Origin of the sequence: Kitasatospora sp. NPDC004799 (assembly GCF_040609095.1) — a bacterium.
GTDB lineage: Bacteria > Actinomycetota > Actinomycetes > Streptomycetales > Streptomycetaceae > Kitasatospora.
This window is the reverse complement of the sequence record NZ_JBEXJK010000168.1, coordinates 1-16,801: the sequence shown is the minus strand read 5'-3', so window position 1 is coordinate 16,801 and position 16,801 is coordinate 1. Positions and strand designations below refer to the sequence as shown.

The following is a 16,801-nucleotide window of genomic DNA, read 5'->3' as shown; positions in this document are numbered from 1 at the left end:
CCCGGCCCGCGCCCGGGCGGCGGCCCCCGCGGGGGCGCGGCGCCGCCACAGGGTTCCGGGAATCAGGCCGTCACAGGTAGAGCCCGGTCGAACCCTCCGTGTCGCCGAAGCGGGTCGCGGCGACGGCGTGCAGGTCGCGCTCGCGCAGCAGCACGTAGGTGGCGCCGCGGACCTCGACCTCCAGCTTGTCCTCCGGGTCGTACAGCACCCGGTCGCCGGGCTCCACCGAGCGCACGCTCTGGCCCACCGCGACGGCCTCCGCCCAGGTGCAGCGCTTGGACAGCTCCGCCGTGGCCGGGATCAGGATGCCGCCGGTGGAGCGGCGCTCGCCCTCGCCGCCCTCGGTGCGCACCAGTACGCGGTCGTGCAGCATCCGGATCGGCAGCTTCTCGCCGAGCCGGTCGTGGCGGACGGGCTCCGGCGAGTGGTCGGAGCGGATCGCATCGTCGTTCGTACTCACGGTCCCGAAGGTACCTCCCCCCGGCGCGGCGCGTGACGGTGGCCCGGCATGCGGAAGGCCCGACCCGCTTCAGGCCCGACCCACGGAGGAGCCGGGCACGCGGAAGGGCCGGGCGCCCGATGCCGCCCGACCCTTCCGTCCGTACCGCTACCGCTCAGCCCTTGCGGCGCTTGCGGCTCGAGACGACCAGCAGCACCAGGCCCACCCCGACCAGCGCGGCCGGGACGACCCGCTCGCGGCGCGGCTGCCCCTTCTCGTCCACGAACTGCGCCTTGACCTTCTCCACCACGCCGCTGGCGGCCACGTAGGCCCGGGCGGTCTTCTCCTCGACGGCGGCCGCGGCCTTCGCCTTGACCTGGGCGGAGATGGTGCTCGGGTGGACGCGGACGGCCAGTTCGTCCAGGGTCGACGCCAGCCGGTCACGCGTCCGCTCGATGTCCGCCTCGATCTGGGCGGTCGTCCGCGCCGACTTGTCCTGCGTGCTCGCCTCGCCCACTCGGGCCACCCCATTCACTCGCCGATGTTGTTCCGTCCGATCCGTTCGATCGGTGCGACTGACCCAGTGTGTCAGCTGCCGCACACGGTCGCGCGGCCCCACCCACCATCGGAGGTAAGTTTGCCGTGGTACGACCGCCCGTCCCAGCCTCCAGGAGAGTACGACCGTGTCTGAGCGCCTCCAGCCCGGCGACACCGCGCCCGCCTTCAGCCTGTCCGACGCCGACGGCAACCAGGTGTCCCTGGCCGACCACGCGGGCCGCAAGGTCATCGTCTACTTCTACCCCGCCGCGCTGACCCCCGGCTGCACCAAGCAGGCCTGCGACTTCACGGACAACCTGGAGCTGCTCGCGGGCGCCGGCTACGACGTCATCGGCATCTCCCCGGACAAGCCGGAGAAGCTCGGCAAGTTCCGCGAGGCCGAGAACCTCAAGGTCACCCTGCTGTCCGACCCGGAGAAGGCGACGCTGGAGGCGTACGGCGCCTTCGGCGAGAAGCAGAACTACGGCCGCACCTACCTCGGCGTGATCCGCTCCACGATCGTCGTGGACGAGCAGGGCAAGGTCGAGCACGCCTTCTACAACGTGCGGGCCACCGGCCACGTCGCCAAGCTGCTGCGCGACCTCAGGATCGGGGCGTAGACGCCACTACCCCCGGAACGACGGAGCGGTGGCGGCACACCCCCCGACCGGGTGCACCGCCACCGCCGTCCCTCACCTCAGCGGGCCGCCCTGATCAGCAGGCCCCGAGGTCGCTCCAGACGCCCCACGCACCGCTGGCCGCGGGGTCGTCGCCCTTGGTCCACCACTTGTTCTGGTAGTAGTGGCCCTTCCACGAGACCTTGGTGGGGGTCGCGTAGGTGGTGCCCGCGTCCCAGCTCGGGGCGGCCGTGCAGGTGCCCGAGGTCGGGGTCGCGGTCGGGGTCCCGGTCGGGGTGGCCGTCGGCGTCCCGGTCGGCGTGCCCGTGGGGGTCGGCGTCGGGGTGGCCGTCTGTGTCGGGGTCGGGGTCGGCGTGCCGCCGTCCACCGCGCCGCGGGTCAGGTCGCCCTTGATCCCGTACAGCGTGCCGCCCACGTTGACCGTCCAGTTCGACGGCGTGGACACCGGCAGGTAGTAGACGAAGTCCATGTCGATCGAGGCGCCCGGCGCCAGCGACTGCCAGCCCGGCAGCTTGACCGACACCCGGTTGTAGGTGCCCTTCAGACCGCCGACGTTGCCCGGGCCCGGGTTGTCCTGCTTGATGACCTGGAGGCCGAAGCCGGACTGGTCCTTGGCGTTGCCCGGCGCCGAGTTGGCGTAGTCGAACTGGAACTCGGTGCCGCCCGGCAGGGTCAGCGTCGAGTTGTTGACGATGTGCAGCTTCGGGTTGATCGGGTAGTTCGAGTCGCCCAGCGCGAAGTTGGTGAACGACACGTCGATCGGCAGGGTCTGCTGCGGCAGCGTGGTCGTCGAGCGGACCGCGCCGTACGGGGACGCCGCCTTGAACTTGTCGTACATCAGCGTGGTCAGCGTGTTGCCGGGCACGTACTGGCCCTTGCCGCCGTTGGCGGTGGCGTCCCAGCGGTAGTCGCCCGCGAGCTCCCAGATCATCGCGCCGCCGGCACCCTGGTTGACGATGTAGTCCGCCTTGGCGCCCACCGACTGCTCGTCCTCGGTGGAGAGGAACACCTTCTTGGCGTCGTTCCACAGCCACGGCGCCACCAGGGTGGAGCTGTAGTTGCGGGTGTAGGTGCCCTGCAGCGCGGTGTCGGAGACGCCGTACTTGGCCAGGTAGTCGGGCAGGATGCCCTTCTCCAGGTTCTTGGCGTGCCACATCGGGTTCGACCCGGCCGGGGACTCCTTGCCCGCGTCGTCCTTGTCGTTCCAGATGTTGTCGATGCCGACCGCGCCGTCACCGCAGGAGGTCAGGCCGGAGCCGGCCGGGCAGGTGGTCGCCGAGGCGGTGCCCCAGAGGCCGTTGGTGCCGCCCTGCACGTTCTTGAAACCACGGGTGTAGTACGGCAGGCCGACGTTGATCCGGCCGCCGGGCATCGAGCCGCGGAAGTAGTGGTACGACCAGTCGGCGTTCAGGTAGCCGATGCCGCCGTACTGCGCGGTGCCGTAGACGTTGGCGGCGGCCAGCTCGCCGTCCTTGCCGTCGTCGAACAGCGAGGCGTTCGGGCCGACGTACTTGTTCCAGGCGCCGTGCAGGTCGTACGACATGATGTTGACGTAGTCCAGGTACTTGGCCACCTGGAAGGTCTCCATGCCGCGCAGCAGGTAGCCCGAGGACGGGGCCGCGACCGACAGCAGGTAGTGCTTGCCGTCGGCGGCGCCGGCCTTGTCCAGGCTCTCCCGCAGGGTCTTCATCAGCGCCGCGTAGCCCTTGGCCAGCGAGCCGCGCTTGCCGTTGGCCAGCTGCCAGTCCAGCGGGTTGCCGGCGTCCTTCATCGAGGTCGGGTACTCGTAGTCGATGTCGACGCCGTTGAAGCCGTACTTGCGGATGAAGTCGACCGAGGAGGCGGCGAAGGTGTCGATGCCGGCCTGGTTGACGCTGCCGTCCGGGTTGACGGTCATCGAGTAGAAGCCGCCGGAGTTGACGCGCTTGCCGTCGTCCCCGAAGTAGCCGCCGGTCTCGGTCCAACCGCCCACCGAGATCAGGGTCTTCACGTTCGGGTACTGCTTCTTGTACTTCGTCAGCAGGTTGAAGTGGCCCTTGTACGGCAGGCTCGGGTCCAGCTCGGCGCCGGGGACGCCGGGGAAGGAGATCCCGGTGGCCTCGTTGGTCGGGCCGTCGGTGCCGACCGAGAGCTTGTTGTCGCCGCCGACGTGGCCGAAGGCGTAGTTGAGGTGGGTGACCTTGTCCCAGGGGACGTCGCTCACCAGGTACGGCGCGTCGCCGTTCTTGCCGGTGCGCCAGCCGGTGAAGTAGCCGATGATGCGGCGCTGGTGGTCCGCGCCCATCTTCTCGCGCCCGCTGGTGTCGTAGACGGAGCAGTACGGGACGTCCACTCCGGCCGTCTGGTACAGGCCGTCCGGCCGACACGCCGCGTTGTCGACGGCCGCCGACGCCTGCGAGGGCGCCGCGCCCAGCGTCGCCATCAGCAGCCCGGCCAACGACGCCGCGGCGAGCGAGGCCACACCGGCCCGCGCCGCCGGGCTCTTCCGGCGGTGGGCGGCGGTGGGACGCCGCTCCGCCGTGTTTCGGATCAACACTCGGTCCTCCGGGAGAGAGTGTCGGCGCGTGCCTGTGGGGGAGCACGCACGTGGGGGATTGCAATTGGCGCAGAAGCTATGTGGTCTGAACCACATAGGTCAATAGGTCTGTACCAATTGGTAATCAGAAGCTAAACATCCCGGAGGCCGTGACCAACCCACTCCCCGATCGTTCGCATACCGGGGGACGGGCACACGCCTGCCCGAAGGGGGAACAACCATGGCGATCGAGTACACCGACGAACTGCTCGCGAGCATCGCTGCCACTGCCGGCTCTCTCGACGAGGTGCTGGTCGCACTCGGCCGGGAGCCCAACCGCGACCGGCGCAAGTACCTGCGTCGCAAGCTCACCGAGTACGGGATCGACACCTCGCACTTCCGCCCGACCGGTAGCGTCTACACCCGGGAGATCCTTGAGGAGGCCGTCTCGGCGTGCCACAGCGTGGCCGGGGTCGTGCGCTACCTCCACAAGCGCCAAGCCGGCGGCACCCAAGCCCACATCGGGCGCCGTATCAAGGCACTCGGCATCGACACCTCCCACTTCACCGGGCAGGCCCACGCCCGCGGCAAGCGGCTCCCCACCAGAATCCCCGCTGATGAGCTCCTCGTCCGGCGAGCTGCGGAAGCCAAGCGGCTTCCCGGCTCGCGGATCCGCAGCGCATTGGCCGAGCTCGGCCGACCCGAGCTGTGCGAGGGCTGCGGCACCGGCCCCGAGTGGCTCGGCCGACCTATGACGCTGGAGGTCGACCACATCAACGGCGACTGGTCGGACAACCGGCCGGACAACCTCCGGCTGCTCTGCCCGAACTGCCATGCCATCACCGCGACCTACTGCAGGCGAAAGAAGGGCGGTGTCCCAGCCCAGGGCGAAGCCCTAGACTGAAGGCCATGCGGCCTTGGCGTAACAGGCAGCCGCGCGGGTTTTAGGTGCCCGTGGGAGAAATCCCGTGAGGGTTCGAGTCCCTCAGGCCGCACTAGCCTTTAAATCGAAGGCCCGCCCCGAGTGATCTCGGGGCGGGCCTTCGACGTTTCGCCGGACGGGCCGTCAGGCGAGGAGGTCCTTGACGACCGGGGCGAGGGCGCGGAAGGCCTGGCCGCGGTGGCTGATGGCGTTCTTCTCGTCGGCCGTGAGCTCGGCGCAGGTGCGGGTCTCGCCGAGGGGCTGGAGGATCGGGTCGTAGCCGAAGCCGCCGTCGCCGGCCGGGGCGGTGCGCAGGGTGCCGAGGAGGCGGCCCTCGACGACGCGCTCGGTGCCGTCGGGGAGGGCGAGGGCGGCGGCGCAGAAGAAGTGGGCGCCGCGGTGCGGCTCGGCGATGTCGGAGAGCTGGGCGAGCAGCAGGTCGAGGTTGGCGCGGTCGTCGCCGTGCTTGCCGGACCAGCGGGCGGAGAAGATGCCGGGCGCGCCGTTCAGCACGTCCACGCAGAGGCCGGAGTCGTCGGCGACGGCGGGCAGGCCGGTGGCCCGGGCCAGGGCGTGCGCCTTGAGCAGGGCGTTCTCGGCGAAGGTGACACCGGTCTCGGGGACGTCCGGGATCTCCGGGTAGGCGTCGGCCCCGACGAGCTCGACGTCCAGGCCGGCGTCCGCCAGGATGGCGCGGAGCTCGGTGACCTTGTGCTGGTTGCGGGTGGCGAGGATCAGGCGGGTGGACATGCCGTCCACCCTACCGAGGCCCCGGGAGCGGTCAGCCGGTGCAGACCGAGGTGAGGTTGCCGGCCGCGTCGCCGAGCGGCTTGAGGTCCGGGATCTCGTTCTTCTCCGCGGCCCGCTGCACGTTCTCGACCTGCTTCTGCAGATCGGTCACGGCCTTGGCGACATCGGTGTCCTTGGAGCTCTTCCCGATCTGGTCGAGGTCGTTCTTGAGCTTCTGCAGGGCCTTCCCGGCGGCCGCCGAGTCGTTGCTCGCGTTGTCGTAGGCCTTGGTGACGTCGGCGATGTCGCCGGTGATCTTCACCGCGGTGTTGCCGCAGTCGAGCGCCTTCTGGGCGGCCGAGCAGCTCACCATGCTGAGCGGGAGGATCGCGATGAGTCCGGCCACGGCGAGGGCGGCGGGGCGGGCGATGCTCGACGGCATCCGATCCTCCTGGGGGGCGCGGGTTCCGTGGGGTGGGACGCGCGCCGAGGGGTGCGCGGTTCCCGCAGCGGGGGTGCTGCGGGAACCGTACGGTCTCCGGACCCGGCCTGTACAGCAGGCCGACCGTCCGGCGGGCCGTGCGCCGCGCGGCCCGCACGGACGTCCGTACCCGGCCGACCGCCGGCCGAACGGCCGTCCGGGCGCGCGGGCTGACCATGCGTCCGTTCCGGTCCACGGCCGCGGGGCCCGCGCCGGTTCAGCCCTCCAGGGCCTTGCGCTGGATCTCGTCCAGCTCCGCGCAGCCGAGGCTGCCGAGGTCGAGCAGCCGGTCGAGCAGGGCGCGGTCGAACGGGGCGCCCTCGGCGGTGCCCTGGACCTCGACGAAGCGGCCGTCGGAGGTGCAGACGATGTTCATGTCGGTCTCGGCGCGCACGTCCTCCTCGTACCGGAGGTCGAGCATCGGGACGCTGTCGATGATGCCGACGCTGACGGCGCTGACGCCGCCGGTGATCGGCTGGCCCTTGGCGCGCAGCAGCTTCTTGTCGCGGGCCCAGGCGACGGCGTCGACCAGGGCGACGTAGGCGCCGGTGATGGCGGCGGTGCGGGTGCCGCCGTCGGCCTGGAGGACGTCGCAGTCCAGGACGATGGTGTTCTCGGCGAGCGCGCGGTGGTCGACCACGGCGCGCAGCGAGCGGCCGATGAGCCGGCTGATCTCGTGGGTGCGGCCGCCGATGCGGCCCTTGACGGCCTCGCGGTCGCCGCGGGTGTTGGTGGCGCGCGGGAGCATGGAGTACTCGGCGGTGACCCAGCCCTCGCCGCTGCCCTTGCGCCAGCGGGGCACGCCCTCGGTGACGCTGGCGGTGCACAGCACCTTGGTGTCGCCGTAGGAGATGAGGACGGAGCCTTCGGCGTGCTTGCTCCAGCCCCGTTCGATGGTGATCGGGCGGAGCTGTTCGGGGGTGCGGCCGTCGATGCGTGACATAGGCACTGAGCGTAGTCGCTCCGGGGTCCGACTCAGGTGGCGCCGCCGGTCCGCCCCCGGGTGCGCCGCGGCCCGCCGTCCCCCTGGGCGGGTCGGCGGGCCGGGCGGGCCGAACCGGGTGGTTCAGCTCACATCATGTCCTCGATGTCGGCGGCGATCGGGTCGGCGTCGGTGCCGATGACGACCTGGATCGCGGTGCCCATCTTCACGACGCCGTGGGCGCCGGCGGCCTTGAGGGCGGCCTCGTCGACCAGGGCGGCGTCCTTGACCTCGGTGCGCAGGCGGGTGATGCAGCCCTCGACCTCTTCGATGTTCTCGATGCCGCCCAGACCGGCGACGATCTTCTCAGCCTTGCTGGCCATCTGGTTTCTCCCTCTGTCTCGGCCCTTCGGCGGCTCTGCCGGGTGCCGTCCTGCGCTGGTGCTGGGTGTCCCTCGCCGCCGGGCGGTGAGGTCCGTGCCGGTGGTTGACGCGGGTTCGGCTGCGGTCGGCCGGCGAACGGCGCGACCAGCATCACCCGCGCCGGTCCGGTCCGCCACGTTAGTCCACTTTTGGCCCATTCCGGCGGGCAGGCTCCCGATCGTCGCCCGAGGATGACGATCAGCGGGGCTCGCGCCTCCGGAGTGCGCCTGCGTCCAAGTGGTCTACACCAATATATGTGTACTCCGAGGAACGCGGGAACGGCCCCGGGTGTTCCCGAGCTCCGCCCGAGGGTCCCGCAGGGGCCACCGGCCGGCAACCGTTCCCGGAGGGCGAAGGATGAGTTCGGCAGGCGCCACGGCCCCGCGGACCACGTGGTGGCACACCTTCTACGGCGGCCTCCAGAAGATGGGCCGTTCCCTGCAGCTGCCGGTGGCGGTGCTCCCCGCCGCGGGCATCCTCAACCGCCTCGGCCAGCCGGACGTGTTCGGCAAGGACGGACTGGGCTGGAACGACGTCGCGAAGGTCTTCGCCTCCGCGGGCGGCGCGCTGCTCGACTCCTCCTTCGGCCTGCCGATGCTGTTCTGCATCGGCGTCGCGATCGGCATGGCCAAGAAGGCCGACGGCTCGACGGCGCTGGCCGCCGTGGTCGGCTTCCTGGTCTACTACAAGGTCCTGCACTCCTTCCCGGAGGACTGCCCGGCGGGGACGACCCTGGTGCCGGACGCCTGGACCGGCCAGTGCGTGAGCTACTCCTCGTCGAAGATCGCGGCCGCGACGTACCAGAACCCGGGCGTGCTGGGCGGCATCCTGATCGGCCTGCTGTCGGCCTGGCTGTGGGTCCGGTTCCACCGCACCCGGCTGGTGGACTGGCTCGGCTTCTTCAACGGCCGCCGCCTGGTCCCGATGATCACCGCCCTGGTGGGCCTGGTCATCGCCGTGCTGGCGCTCTGGGTCTGGCCGCCGATCGGCCGGGGCCTGAACGACTTCTCGCAGAACCTCTCCGACCTGGGCGCGGGCGGCGCGGGCATCTTCGGCGTGTTCAACCGCGCGCTGCTGCTGATCGGCATGCACCAGCTGCTGAACACCTTCGTCTGGTTCCAGTTCGGGGAGTTCGCCAAGCCGGACGGCACGCTGGTGCACGGCGACATCCCGCGCTTCCTGGCGGGCGACCCGACGGCCGGCCAGTTCCAGTCCGGCTTCTTCCCGATCATGATGTTCGCGCTGCCGGCCGCCGCGCTCGCGATCGCGCACTCGGCGAAGCCGCACCGGCGCAAGGAGATCTACGGCCTGATGCTCTCGGTCGGCCTGACCTCCTTCGTGACCGGCGTCACCGAGCCGATCGAGTACTCCTTCGCCTACATCGCCCCGGCCCTGTACGCCGTGCACGCGCTGCTGACCGGCGCCTCGATGGCGGTGACCTGGGGGCTCGGGGTGCACGACGGGTTCAGCTTCTCGGCCGGCCTGATCGACTACGTGATCAACTGGGGGCTCGCCACCAAGCCGTGGCTGATCATCCCGATCGGCCTCGGCTTCGCCGTCGTGTACTACGCGCTCTTCCGGTTCATCATCGTCAAATTCGACCTGAAAACTCCCGGCCGGGAGGACGAGGCCGAGGTCGAGGACGTCACCAAGGCCTGAAACCGGGCTTCCCCAGGGGTTATCCCCGCATTGGCCTCCGGACCACCGGTCCGGGGGCCCTCCGCATTTCGGAAAGCCCGGTCACCGGGCCCAACGCCCCTGGCAGGGGCAGGTTGTGCTTTTGTTGCGCCATTAGCCAAAATCGATTTTGTTGCGCAACCGGCCAAAATCGGAATCACGGCCGCTACCATGATCACCATTCGGTAAGTAGGTTTCGATTTCATAGCGCTTCCCGGTGACGGCGCTTTCCGGGGTTCCTCGACTTCTCCACCCGTGCTACAAAACTGGTCTACACCACGTGTGGTGTAGACCAGTTCGCGGTTGGCCCCCGAGCCTCCCCCCGACCGACCGCCATGCCGTTAGGAACCCACCCCCATGAGTCAGTCTGCGCAGGCACCGGCGCCCGCCACGGCTCCGGCTTCGCCAAGCCCCGCCAAGCAGTTCGGCCAGAACCTCCTCCAGGGTCTGCAGAAGATCGGCCGCAGCCTCCAGCTGCCCATCGCCGTGCTCCCCGCCGCCGGCCTGCTGATGCGTCTCGGCCAGGACGACGTGTTCGGCAAGGACGGCCTCGGCTGGAACAAGGTCGCCTCGGTCTTCGCCACCGCCGGTGACGGCGTGTTCGCCAACCTGCCGCTGCTCTTCGCGGTGGGCATCGCGATCGGCTTCGCCAAGAAGGCGGACGGCTCCACCGCCCTCGCCGCGCTGGTCGGCTTCCTGGTCTACAAGAACGTCCTCACCGCGTTCCCGGTCTCCGAGGGCCACGTCGACGGCGACAAGTGGGTCAAGCCGGTCTACCAGGACCCGGGTGTGCTCGGCGGCATCGTGATCGGCCTGCTGGCCGCGGTGCTGTGGCAGAAGTACCACCGCACCAAGCTGGTCGACTGGCTCGGCTTCTTCAACGGCCGCCGCCTGGTCCCGATCATGATGGCCTTCGTCGGCACCGGCATCGGCGTCTTCTTCGGTCTGGCCTGGGGCCCGATCGGTGACGCCGTCAAGTCCCTAAACGACTCCCTGATCGGTGCCGGCGCGTTCGGCGCGGGCGCGTTCGGCCTGGTCAACCGCGGTCTGCTGCCGGTCGGCATGCACCAGTTCGTGAACTCCTTCGCCTGGTTCCAGACCGGTGACTTCACCAAGCCCGACGGCACCGTCGTGCACGGCGACCTGACCCGCTTCTTCGCCGGCGACCCGACCGCCGGACAGTTCATGTCGGGCTTCTACCCGATCATGATGTTCGCGCTGCCCGCCGCCGCGCTGGCCATCGCCCACGCCGCCAAGCCGCACCGCCGCAAGGCCGTCACCGGCATGATGGTCTCGCTGGCCCTGACCTCCTTCGTCACCGGTGTCACCGAGCCGATCGAGTTCGCCTTCGTCTTCATCGCCCCGGTCCTGTACGTCATCCACGCGCTGCTCACCGCCGTGTCGATGACCGTCACCTGGGCGCTCGGCGTGCACGACGGCTTCACCTTCTCCGGCGGCCTGATCGACTACGCGCTGGCCTGGAACAAGGCCACCGACCCGTGGATGATCATCCCGCTCGGCCTGGTCTTCGCCGCGGTCTACTACTTCCTGTTCCGCTTCGCGATCACCAAGTTCAACCTCAAGACCCCCGGTCGCGAGGACGACGACGAGATCGAGGACGTCACCAAGGCCTGACGCCCGCGTCACCGCCCGCCCGAAGGCCCCGTCCCGCCGCTGCTCCACCAGCGGCGGGGCGGGGCCTTCCGCGTACCAGGGGCCGAAACGGCGGTTGACGAACCGACGGACGCCCTGGTCAACTGAAGCGGTGAACGCCTCGTGCCCGCTGGTCACCCGCAGCCACATCGACTTCGGTCGCGTGTGGTCCGCGGCGTGTCGCGGCTGAGCTGACCGTTCCCCCGCCGCCGCCCGGCTGACGTCCCGCCCGGCGCCGGTTCCTCCCTCCCCCGCCCGTACGGGCTCCGCCCCCGGGCCGCCACCGCGCTCCGGCGCGCCCCCGTGCCCGTGCCCGCGCACGGCCGCGCCGGGGCCCGCTCGCGTCCGCACGAGGAAGTCAGGCTCACCATGCCCCGCCAGTTGCACCTGTCCGCCGCCCTCGACAGCCCCGGCCGCTTCGACGCCGGGCACTACGCCTACCTCGCCCGCCTCGCCGAGCGGGCCACCCTGGACTTCGTCACCCTCGACGACTCCTTCGCCGCCGCGCCGAGCCGCCCCGACGCGCTCGCCGCGCTCGCCCGGATCGCCCCGCTGACCGACCGGGTCGGGCTGGTGCCGACCGTCACCACCACCCACACCGAGCCCTTCCACACCTCGATCTCGGTCAACACCCTGGACTGGGCGAGCGAGGGCCGGGCCGGCTGGCTGGTCGGCGTCTCCACCACCGAGGCCGAGGCCCGGGCCTTCGGCCGCCGGCCGGTCGCCGCCGAGGACGAGCTGTGGTCCGAGGCCGCCGACGCCGTCGAGGTGGCCGCCCGGCTCTGGGACAGCTGGGAGGACGACGCGGAGATCCGCGACACCGCCACCGGACGGTTCGTCGACCGCGACAAGCTGCACTACATCGACTTCGCGGGCCCGCACTTCTCGGTCCGCGGCCCGTCCATCACCCCGCGCCCGCCGCAGGGCCGCCCGGTGGTCGCGGTACCGGTCGACGCCGCCGACCTCGCGCCGGACGCCTCCCCGGGCGGGCGGGCCCGGGTCGCCGCCGCGATCCGGCACGCCGACGTCGTACTGCTCGACGCCCCCGACCGCGCCACCCGGCTGACCGCCGCCACCGAACTGCGGCTGCGGGCCGGCGAGGGCCTGCGCATCCTCGCCCGGCTCGGCACCGCCCTGTCCGCCCTGCCCGACCGGGCCGCCGACGAGCGGCTGCTCGCCGAGCTCACCGCGACCGGCACCGGCGTCGACGGCTTCCACCTCTCCCCCGCCGACCCGCCGCGCGACCTGGCCGCCCTGGCCGACCGGATCGCCCCCGCCCTGCGCGCCGCCGGACTGCTGCGCGCCGAGTACTCCGGCCGCACCCTGCGCGACCACCTCGGCCTGGCCCGCCCGGCCAGCCGCTACGCCGCCCGCCCCGCCGGCGCCCCCACCGCTTCCCCCGCCCTCGCCGAGGTGACCCGATGACGGACCGACCGCTCAAGCAGATCCACCTCGCCGCGCACTTCCCCGGCGTCAACAACACCACGGTGTGGAGCGACCCGGCCGCCGGCAGCCACATCGAGTTCTCCTCCTTCCGCCACCTCGCGCAGACCGCCGAGCGCGGGAAGTTCGACTTCTTCTTCCTCGCCGAGGGCCTGCGGCTGCGCGAGGCCAAGGGCCTCATCCACGACCTCGACGTGGTCGGCCGCCCCGAGTCGATCACCGTGCTGAACGCGCTGGCCGCCGTCACCGAGCGGCTCGGCCTGGCCGCCACCGTCAACGCGACCTTCAACGAGCCGTACGAACTGGCCCGCCGGTTCGCCTCGCTGGACCACCTCTCCGGCGGCCGCGCGGCCTGGAACGTGGTCACCTCCTCGGACGCCTTCACCGGGGAGAACTTCCGCCGCGGCGGCTACCTGGACCGCGCCGACCGCTACACCCGGGCCGCCGAATTCGTCCAGCTGGCACGGGAGTTCTGGGACGCCGGGGAGGAGACCGTCCGGCACTCCGGCCCGCAGTTCGAGGTCGAGGGCCGGCTCTCGCTGCCGCGCCCGCCGCAGGGCCACCCGGTGGTGATCCAGGCCGGGGACTCCGACGAGGGGCGCGAGTTCGCCGCCGCCACCGCCGACGTGGTGTTCTCCCGGCACTCCACCCTCGCCGACGGCCAGGCCTTCCACGCCGACGTCAAGCGCCGGCTCGCCGCGTACGGGCGCAAGCCGGACGAGCTGAAGATCATGCCCGGGGCCACCTTCGTCCTCGGCGACACCGACGCCGAGGCCGCCGAACGGGCCCGGGAGATCCGCCGGGCCCAGGTCAGCCCGCAGACCGCGATCGTCTTCCTGGAGCAGGTCTGGGGCATCGACCTCTCCGACCACGACCCGGACGGACCGCTGCCGGCCGTCGACCCCGACCCGGACAGCGCCCTGGTCCAGGGCCGGGTCCGGCACGGCGACCCGGTGGCCGTCGCCGAACGGTGGCGGGCGGTGGCCGCGGAGAAGAAGCTGACCAGCCGCGAGCTGGTGATCGAGCTGACCGGCCGGCAGTCCTTCATCGGCTCCCCCGCCACCGTCGCCGGGCAGATCGACCACTTCGTGCAGAACGACGCGGCCGACGGCTTCATCCTCGTCCCGCACCTCACCCCGGGCGGCCTGGACGAGTTCGTCGACCGGGTGGTCCCGCTGCTCCAGGAGCGCGGGGTGTTCCGCACCGACTACACCGGTCCCACCCTGCGGGACCACCTCGGCCTGCCGGTCCCCGGGCGGCGCTGACGCGCAGGAGCGGCCGTGGCCGACTCGCGCCACCGGCACCGGCTGACGCCGGCGGGGTGACCGTGCGCGGCCCGCCCGGGTCTCCCGGCCGGACCGCGCACGGCGGGCGGTCAGCTGGTGCGGCGGCGGCGGACCAGGGCGAAGGTCCCCGCTCCGGCACCGACCAGCAGCGCACCGGCGCCCGCGATCAGGCCGGTCCGGTCGCTGTCGGCGCCGGTGGAGGCCAGGTTCGGGTCCACCGGCCGGGCGGCGGCCGCGGGGGCGTTGTCCACCGGCGCCGGAGCGGCGGGCGCCTTGGTGACGTCCCCGGCCGGCCGGGCGACGGGCGCGCCGCCGTCCGGCTTCGACTCGGAACCGTGCGAACCGTTCGAGCCGGACCAACCGTGGGAGCCCTGGGAGTCGTTCGACCTGGACGAACCGGACGAACCGGACGAGCCGGACGGGGTGGACGTGGCAGACGGGGTGGACGTGGCGGACGGGGCGGGCTCCGGCGCGGGGGCGACGACCTCGGTGGTGGCGCCCTGCGAGCACATCGTGGTGCCCCGGAACGGTGTCTCGCCCTCGTTGACGAACACGCAGGGGTGCAGCTCGGTCCGGCCGAGCGGGCTGTCGGCGGGGTAGCTGATCCGCACCCGCCTGGTCTGCGAACTGTTCGGCGCCGCCGAGGAGTCGCGGCCGTCCAGGTAGTGCCCGGCCTGCTCCTCCGCCGGGACGGTGACGGCCGGCACGGTGGTCCAGGTCCCGTCGGCGCCGCGGACCTCGACCGTGGCGATCCGGTCGGTGAACAGCACGTTGCCGAGGTTGGTGTAGGCGGACGGCGTCGGGTTCTTCAGCACCGCGTCGAACTCGACGGGCGCTCCGCCCGCGACGACCGAGGCCGGGACCCCGGACAGGCCGTTGCTGATCCCGTCGACCTTGATCACGTGGGTGTCGTTCAGCGGCGGCTCGACCGGGCTGTCCAGCCACCAGCCCTTGACGGCGGTGCGGAAGGTGAGCTCGGGGCCGACGCCGCCGTTGCCGGCCCCGTCGTGGGGCTTGCCCATGGGAACGCCGAGGCGCAGCTTGATGTCCGCGCCGCCGGCCGGGGCGTAGAGCTTGTCGGTGCCGCCCGAGTAGACCGTCCGGTCGTCCTCGACGCGCTCCGTCAGGTCCACCGTGCGCCAGTCGGGGATCGACTCGTCGTAGTACTCCAGGCTCAGGGCGTCCGGCGGCGTCCCGAGGCCGGTCTCGATCACGAACTCCAGCACGACGGCGTTGCCCTGGTCCCCCGCGTTGCCGATGTGCTCGGTGAACTCGACCGGCCCGCCCGCGAAGCCGATCACGGCCGGGGCGTTCACGGTGAGGCTGTACGGCCCCGGAGCGGCGGAGGCCGGGGTGGCGGTCACGGCGCCGCCGGCGGCCAGCGCGGCGGTGAGGGCGAGCGCCGGGACGAGCCGGCGCGCCCGGGTCAGGGCACGGTTGGTCTTGCGCATGGGAGTCCCCCCTGGATCCGCCCCGGACCGGCGGGGCCGGATCCGGGCAGCACGAAACGAGCCTGACGAGTGGTGTGATCGCGGCCGCGCCCGACGGGCCGGCCGTTCCGGCGGCGTCTCCCGCCGCCCACTCATTAGGACGTGCGGGGGGCGCGGGGGTTGCGGGTCGTCCCGGAACTCCTTCTCCGGGGCCGCGCTGGGGGCCCGCGGCACCCCGGCTCCGGGCAGGTCGGTCCTGGTCACACCTCGTACACCGCACCGGCCCGGGCGACCTCGACCGGCCCGGGGTAGGCGGCCTCGGCGTCCCGGCGGTTGTGCTCGGCGTCGGTCCACGGGGGGATGTGGGTGAGGACGAGCCGGCGGGCGCCGGCCGCGGCGGCGTGCTCGCCCGCCTCGCGGCCGTTGAGGTGGACGGCCCGGTAGGTGTCGCGGCCGTCGATGTACGCGGCCTCGCAGAGGAAGAGGTCGGTGTCGCGGGCGAGTGCGACGAGTTCGGCGCTCTCGCCGGTGTCCCCGCTGTAGACCAGCGAGCGGCCGCCGTGCTCCAGCCGGAAGGCGAAGGCGTCGACGGGGTGGTTGACCTGGGCGACGTCGATCCGGAACGGCCCGAGTTCGAAGCCGCCGGGGGTGAGGCCGCGGAACTCGAACACCTCCTTCATCCCGGGGTTCTCCGGCATGTCGTAGGCGCGGGCGAGCCGCTCGGCGGTGCCGGCCGGGCCGTACACGGGCAGCAGTTCGGGGCAGCCCTCGGCGCGGTAGTTGCGGGCCACCCAGTAGGCGCACAGGTCGACGCAGTGGTCGGCGTGCAGGTGGCTGAGCAGGACGGCGTCGACGTCGTAGAGGCCGGTGTACTTCTGGAGGGCGCCGAGCGCTCCGTTGCCGAGGTCGAGGACGACGCGGTAGCCCTCGGCCTCGACCAGGTAGCTGGAGCAGGGCGAGTCGGCGGACGGGAAGCTCCCCGAGCACCCCACCACGGTCAGTTTCATCCGAGCCCCTCCGCCCCGACATGTCCTGGCTGCTGCTGGAAAACGGCATCGCCGTCCTCCACCGGTACGGCGTGGAAAACAGCATGGAAAACGGCAGGCCGGGCCCGGTGGACCGGCCGGTAGCACTGCGTTGGTGTGTCGAGGGTAAGGGCGGAGCGGCACTTTGCCCCCGTCCCCGTGCCGGGCTGTGGGCGGAATCACCAGAACGCCCGGGGTGGGGGTGCGGGCGGTTGACGGGCCGGGGTTCAGCGGCGCCGGGGCCGGTTGCGGGCCCAGCTGCGGATGGTGAAGGGGTACCAGCGCGGGTGTCCGCTGCCGTCGATCACGTCCGGGTCGGGCAGCAGCCGGTGCCGGCGGTAGCTGCGGACGGTCTCGCGCCGGACGTTGATGTGGCGGGCGATCTCGGCGTAGGACCACAGCTCGGGACCACGGGTCACGGGGGCACCTCCGGGGGGACGGGGGCGGACGTTCGTGACGCAGCTTCGCCGCAACGGCCCGGGCGCCGGGCACGGAACGGGCATCGTGGCAGTTCCGTGACGAACCGGGAGCAATGCGCGGACAAACGCCCGGCCCGCCCGGTGGGGGCGGTTCGCGCCGGCCCGGTGGTGGCGTTCACCCCCGGCCCGGTACGGTTCGCCGCATGAACGGCATGACCGCCACCTGGCTCGTCCTGGCGCTGCTGGGCGTCGCGCTGCTGGC

General features: G+C 71.9%; 16 protein-coding genes and 1 tRNA gene. 7 read left to right on the top strand and 10 right to left on the bottom strand.

The features are described 5' to 3' along the window. Nucleotides 1–70: 70 nt before the first annotated feature. Together ABZW03_RS21470 and ABZW03_RS21465 are read right to left on the bottom strand one after the other, a co-directional pair. Nucleotides 71–373 (bottom strand): co-chaperone GroES, encoded by a 303-nt coding sequence (locus ABZW03_RS21470; protein WP_355260460.1) that lies wholly within the window; start codon nucleotides 371–373, stop codon nucleotides 71–73. Between the two features lie 241 nt (nucleotides 374–614). After that, nucleotides 615–956: a DUF3618 domain-containing protein gene (locus ABZW03_RS21465; protein WP_355260454.1), complete on the bottom strand. Its 342-nt coding sequence runs from the start codon at nucleotides 954–956 to the stop codon at nucleotides 615–617. Between the two features lie 166 nt (nucleotides 957–1,122). Between ABZW03_RS21465 and bcp the strand changes: the two genes are divergently transcribed. Next, a complete protein-coding gene (bcp, locus tag ABZW03_RS21460) occupies nucleotides 1,123–1,596 on the top strand; it encodes a thioredoxin-dependent thiol peroxidase (protein ID WP_355260451.1) in 474 nt (157 codons plus the stop codon). Between the two features lie 94 nt (nucleotides 1,597–1,690). Here bcp and ABZW03_RS21455 read toward each other — a convergent pair whose 3' ends face one another. Beyond that, on the bottom strand, nucleotides 1,691–4,075 hold the full coding sequence (locus ABZW03_RS21455; RefSeq protein ID WP_355260457.1) for a chitinase C-terminal domain-containing protein: 2,385 nt from the start codon (nucleotides 4,073–4,075) through the stop codon (nucleotides 1,691–1,693). Between the two features lie 295 nt (nucleotides 4,076–4,370). Here ABZW03_RS21455 and ABZW03_RS21450 point away from each other — a divergent pair, with 295 nt between their 5' ends. After that, nucleotides 4,371–5,033: an HNH endonuclease signature motif containing protein gene (locus tag ABZW03_RS21450; RefSeq protein ID WP_355260448.1), complete on the top strand. Its 663-nt coding sequence runs from the start codon at nucleotides 4,371–4,373 to the stop codon at nucleotides 5,031–5,033. A 7-nt stretch (nucleotides 5,034–5,040) separates the two neighbouring features. Next, nucleotides 5,041–5,124 (top strand) — tRNA-Leu (locus tag ABZW03_RS21445). A gap of 71 nt (nucleotides 5,125–5,195) precedes the next feature. Here ABZW03_RS21445 and rdgB read toward each other — a convergent pair. The 4 genes from rdgB to ABZW03_RS21425 form a co-directional block, all read right to left on the bottom strand. Continuing rightward, the gene (gene rdgB / locus ABZW03_RS21440; RefSeq protein WP_355260446.1) at nucleotides 5,196–5,801 is read right to left on the bottom strand and encodes an RdgB/HAM1 family non-canonical purine NTP pyrophosphatase; all 606 of its coding nucleotides are present in this window, start codon (nucleotides 5,799–5,801) and stop codon (nucleotides 5,196–5,198) included. 31 nt (nucleotides 5,802–5,832) lie between these two features. After that, complete coding sequence (locus ABZW03_RS21435) at nucleotides 5,833–6,222, bottom strand: hypothetical protein (RefSeq protein WP_355260443.1); 390 nt, start codon at nucleotides 6,220–6,222, stop codon at nucleotides 5,833–5,835. Between the two features lie 256 nt (nucleotides 6,223–6,478). After that, nucleotides 6,479–7,204 carry a ribonuclease PH gene (rph, locus tag ABZW03_RS21430; RefSeq protein ID WP_355260440.1) on the bottom strand — a complete coding sequence of 242 codons (726 nt, stop codon included), beginning with the start codon at nucleotides 7,202–7,204 and terminating at the stop codon, nucleotides 6,479–6,481. Between the two features lie 128 nt (nucleotides 7,205–7,332). Then, nucleotides 7,333–7,566, bottom strand: coding sequence for a PTS glucose/sucrose transporter subunit IIB (locus ABZW03_RS21425; RefSeq protein ID WP_224281934.1), 234 nt, complete (start codon nucleotides 7,564–7,566; stop codon nucleotides 7,333–7,335). A 397-nt stretch (nucleotides 7,567–7,963) separates the two neighbouring features. Between ABZW03_RS21425 and ABZW03_RS21420 the strand changes: the two genes are divergently transcribed. The 4 genes from ABZW03_RS21420 to ABZW03_RS21405 all read left to right on the top strand — a co-directional run bounded on the left by ABZW03_RS21420 (nucleotide 7,964) and on the right by ABZW03_RS21405 (nucleotide 13,644). Next, on the top strand, nucleotides 7,964–9,265 hold the full coding sequence (locus ABZW03_RS21420; protein ID WP_355260436.1) for a PTS transporter subunit EIIC: 1,302 nt from the start codon (nucleotides 7,964–7,966) through the stop codon (nucleotides 9,263–9,265). Between the two features lie 375 nt (nucleotides 9,266–9,640). Next, complete coding sequence (locus ABZW03_RS21415) at nucleotides 9,641–10,918, top strand: PTS transporter subunit EIIC (protein WP_355260433.1); 1,278 nt, start codon at nucleotides 9,641–9,643, stop codon at nucleotides 10,916–10,918. A gap of 387 nt (nucleotides 10,919–11,305) precedes the next feature. After that, nucleotides 11,306–12,361: an LLM class flavin-dependent oxidoreductase gene (locus tag ABZW03_RS21410; RefSeq protein ID WP_355260430.1), complete on the top strand. Its 1,056-nt coding sequence runs from the start codon at nucleotides 11,306–11,308 to the stop codon at nucleotides 12,359–12,361. Further along, nucleotides 12,358–13,644, top strand: coding sequence for an LLM class flavin-dependent oxidoreductase (locus ABZW03_RS21405; RefSeq protein ID WP_355260427.1), 1,287 nt, complete (start codon nucleotides 12,358–12,360; stop codon nucleotides 13,642–13,644). The genes ABZW03_RS21410 and ABZW03_RS21405 overlap by 4 nt, the downstream gene beginning before the upstream one ends. Before the next feature lie 110 nt (nucleotides 13,645–13,754). On the opposite strand, the gene ABZW03_RS21400 is transcribed toward ABZW03_RS21405, so the two are convergent. The 3 genes from ABZW03_RS21400 to ABZW03_RS21390 form a co-directional block, all read right to left on the bottom strand. Beyond that, nucleotides 13,755–15,116, bottom strand: coding sequence for a hypothetical protein (locus ABZW03_RS21400; protein WP_355260424.1), 1,362 nt, complete (start codon nucleotides 15,114–15,116; stop codon nucleotides 13,755–13,757). Between the two features lie 239 nt (nucleotides 15,117–15,355). Next, nucleotides 15,356–16,102 (bottom strand): MBL fold metallo-hydrolase, encoded by a 747-nt coding sequence (locus ABZW03_RS21395; RefSeq protein ID WP_355260421.1) that lies wholly within the window; start codon nucleotides 16,100–16,102, stop codon nucleotides 15,356–15,358. Nucleotides 16,103–16,347: 245 nt separating this feature from the next. After that, entirely contained in the window at nucleotides 16,348–16,539 is a 192-nt protein-coding gene (locus ABZW03_RS21390; protein WP_355260418.1) for a MarR family transcriptional regulator, read from the bottom strand. Nucleotides 16,540–16,801: the final 262 nt, after the last annotated feature.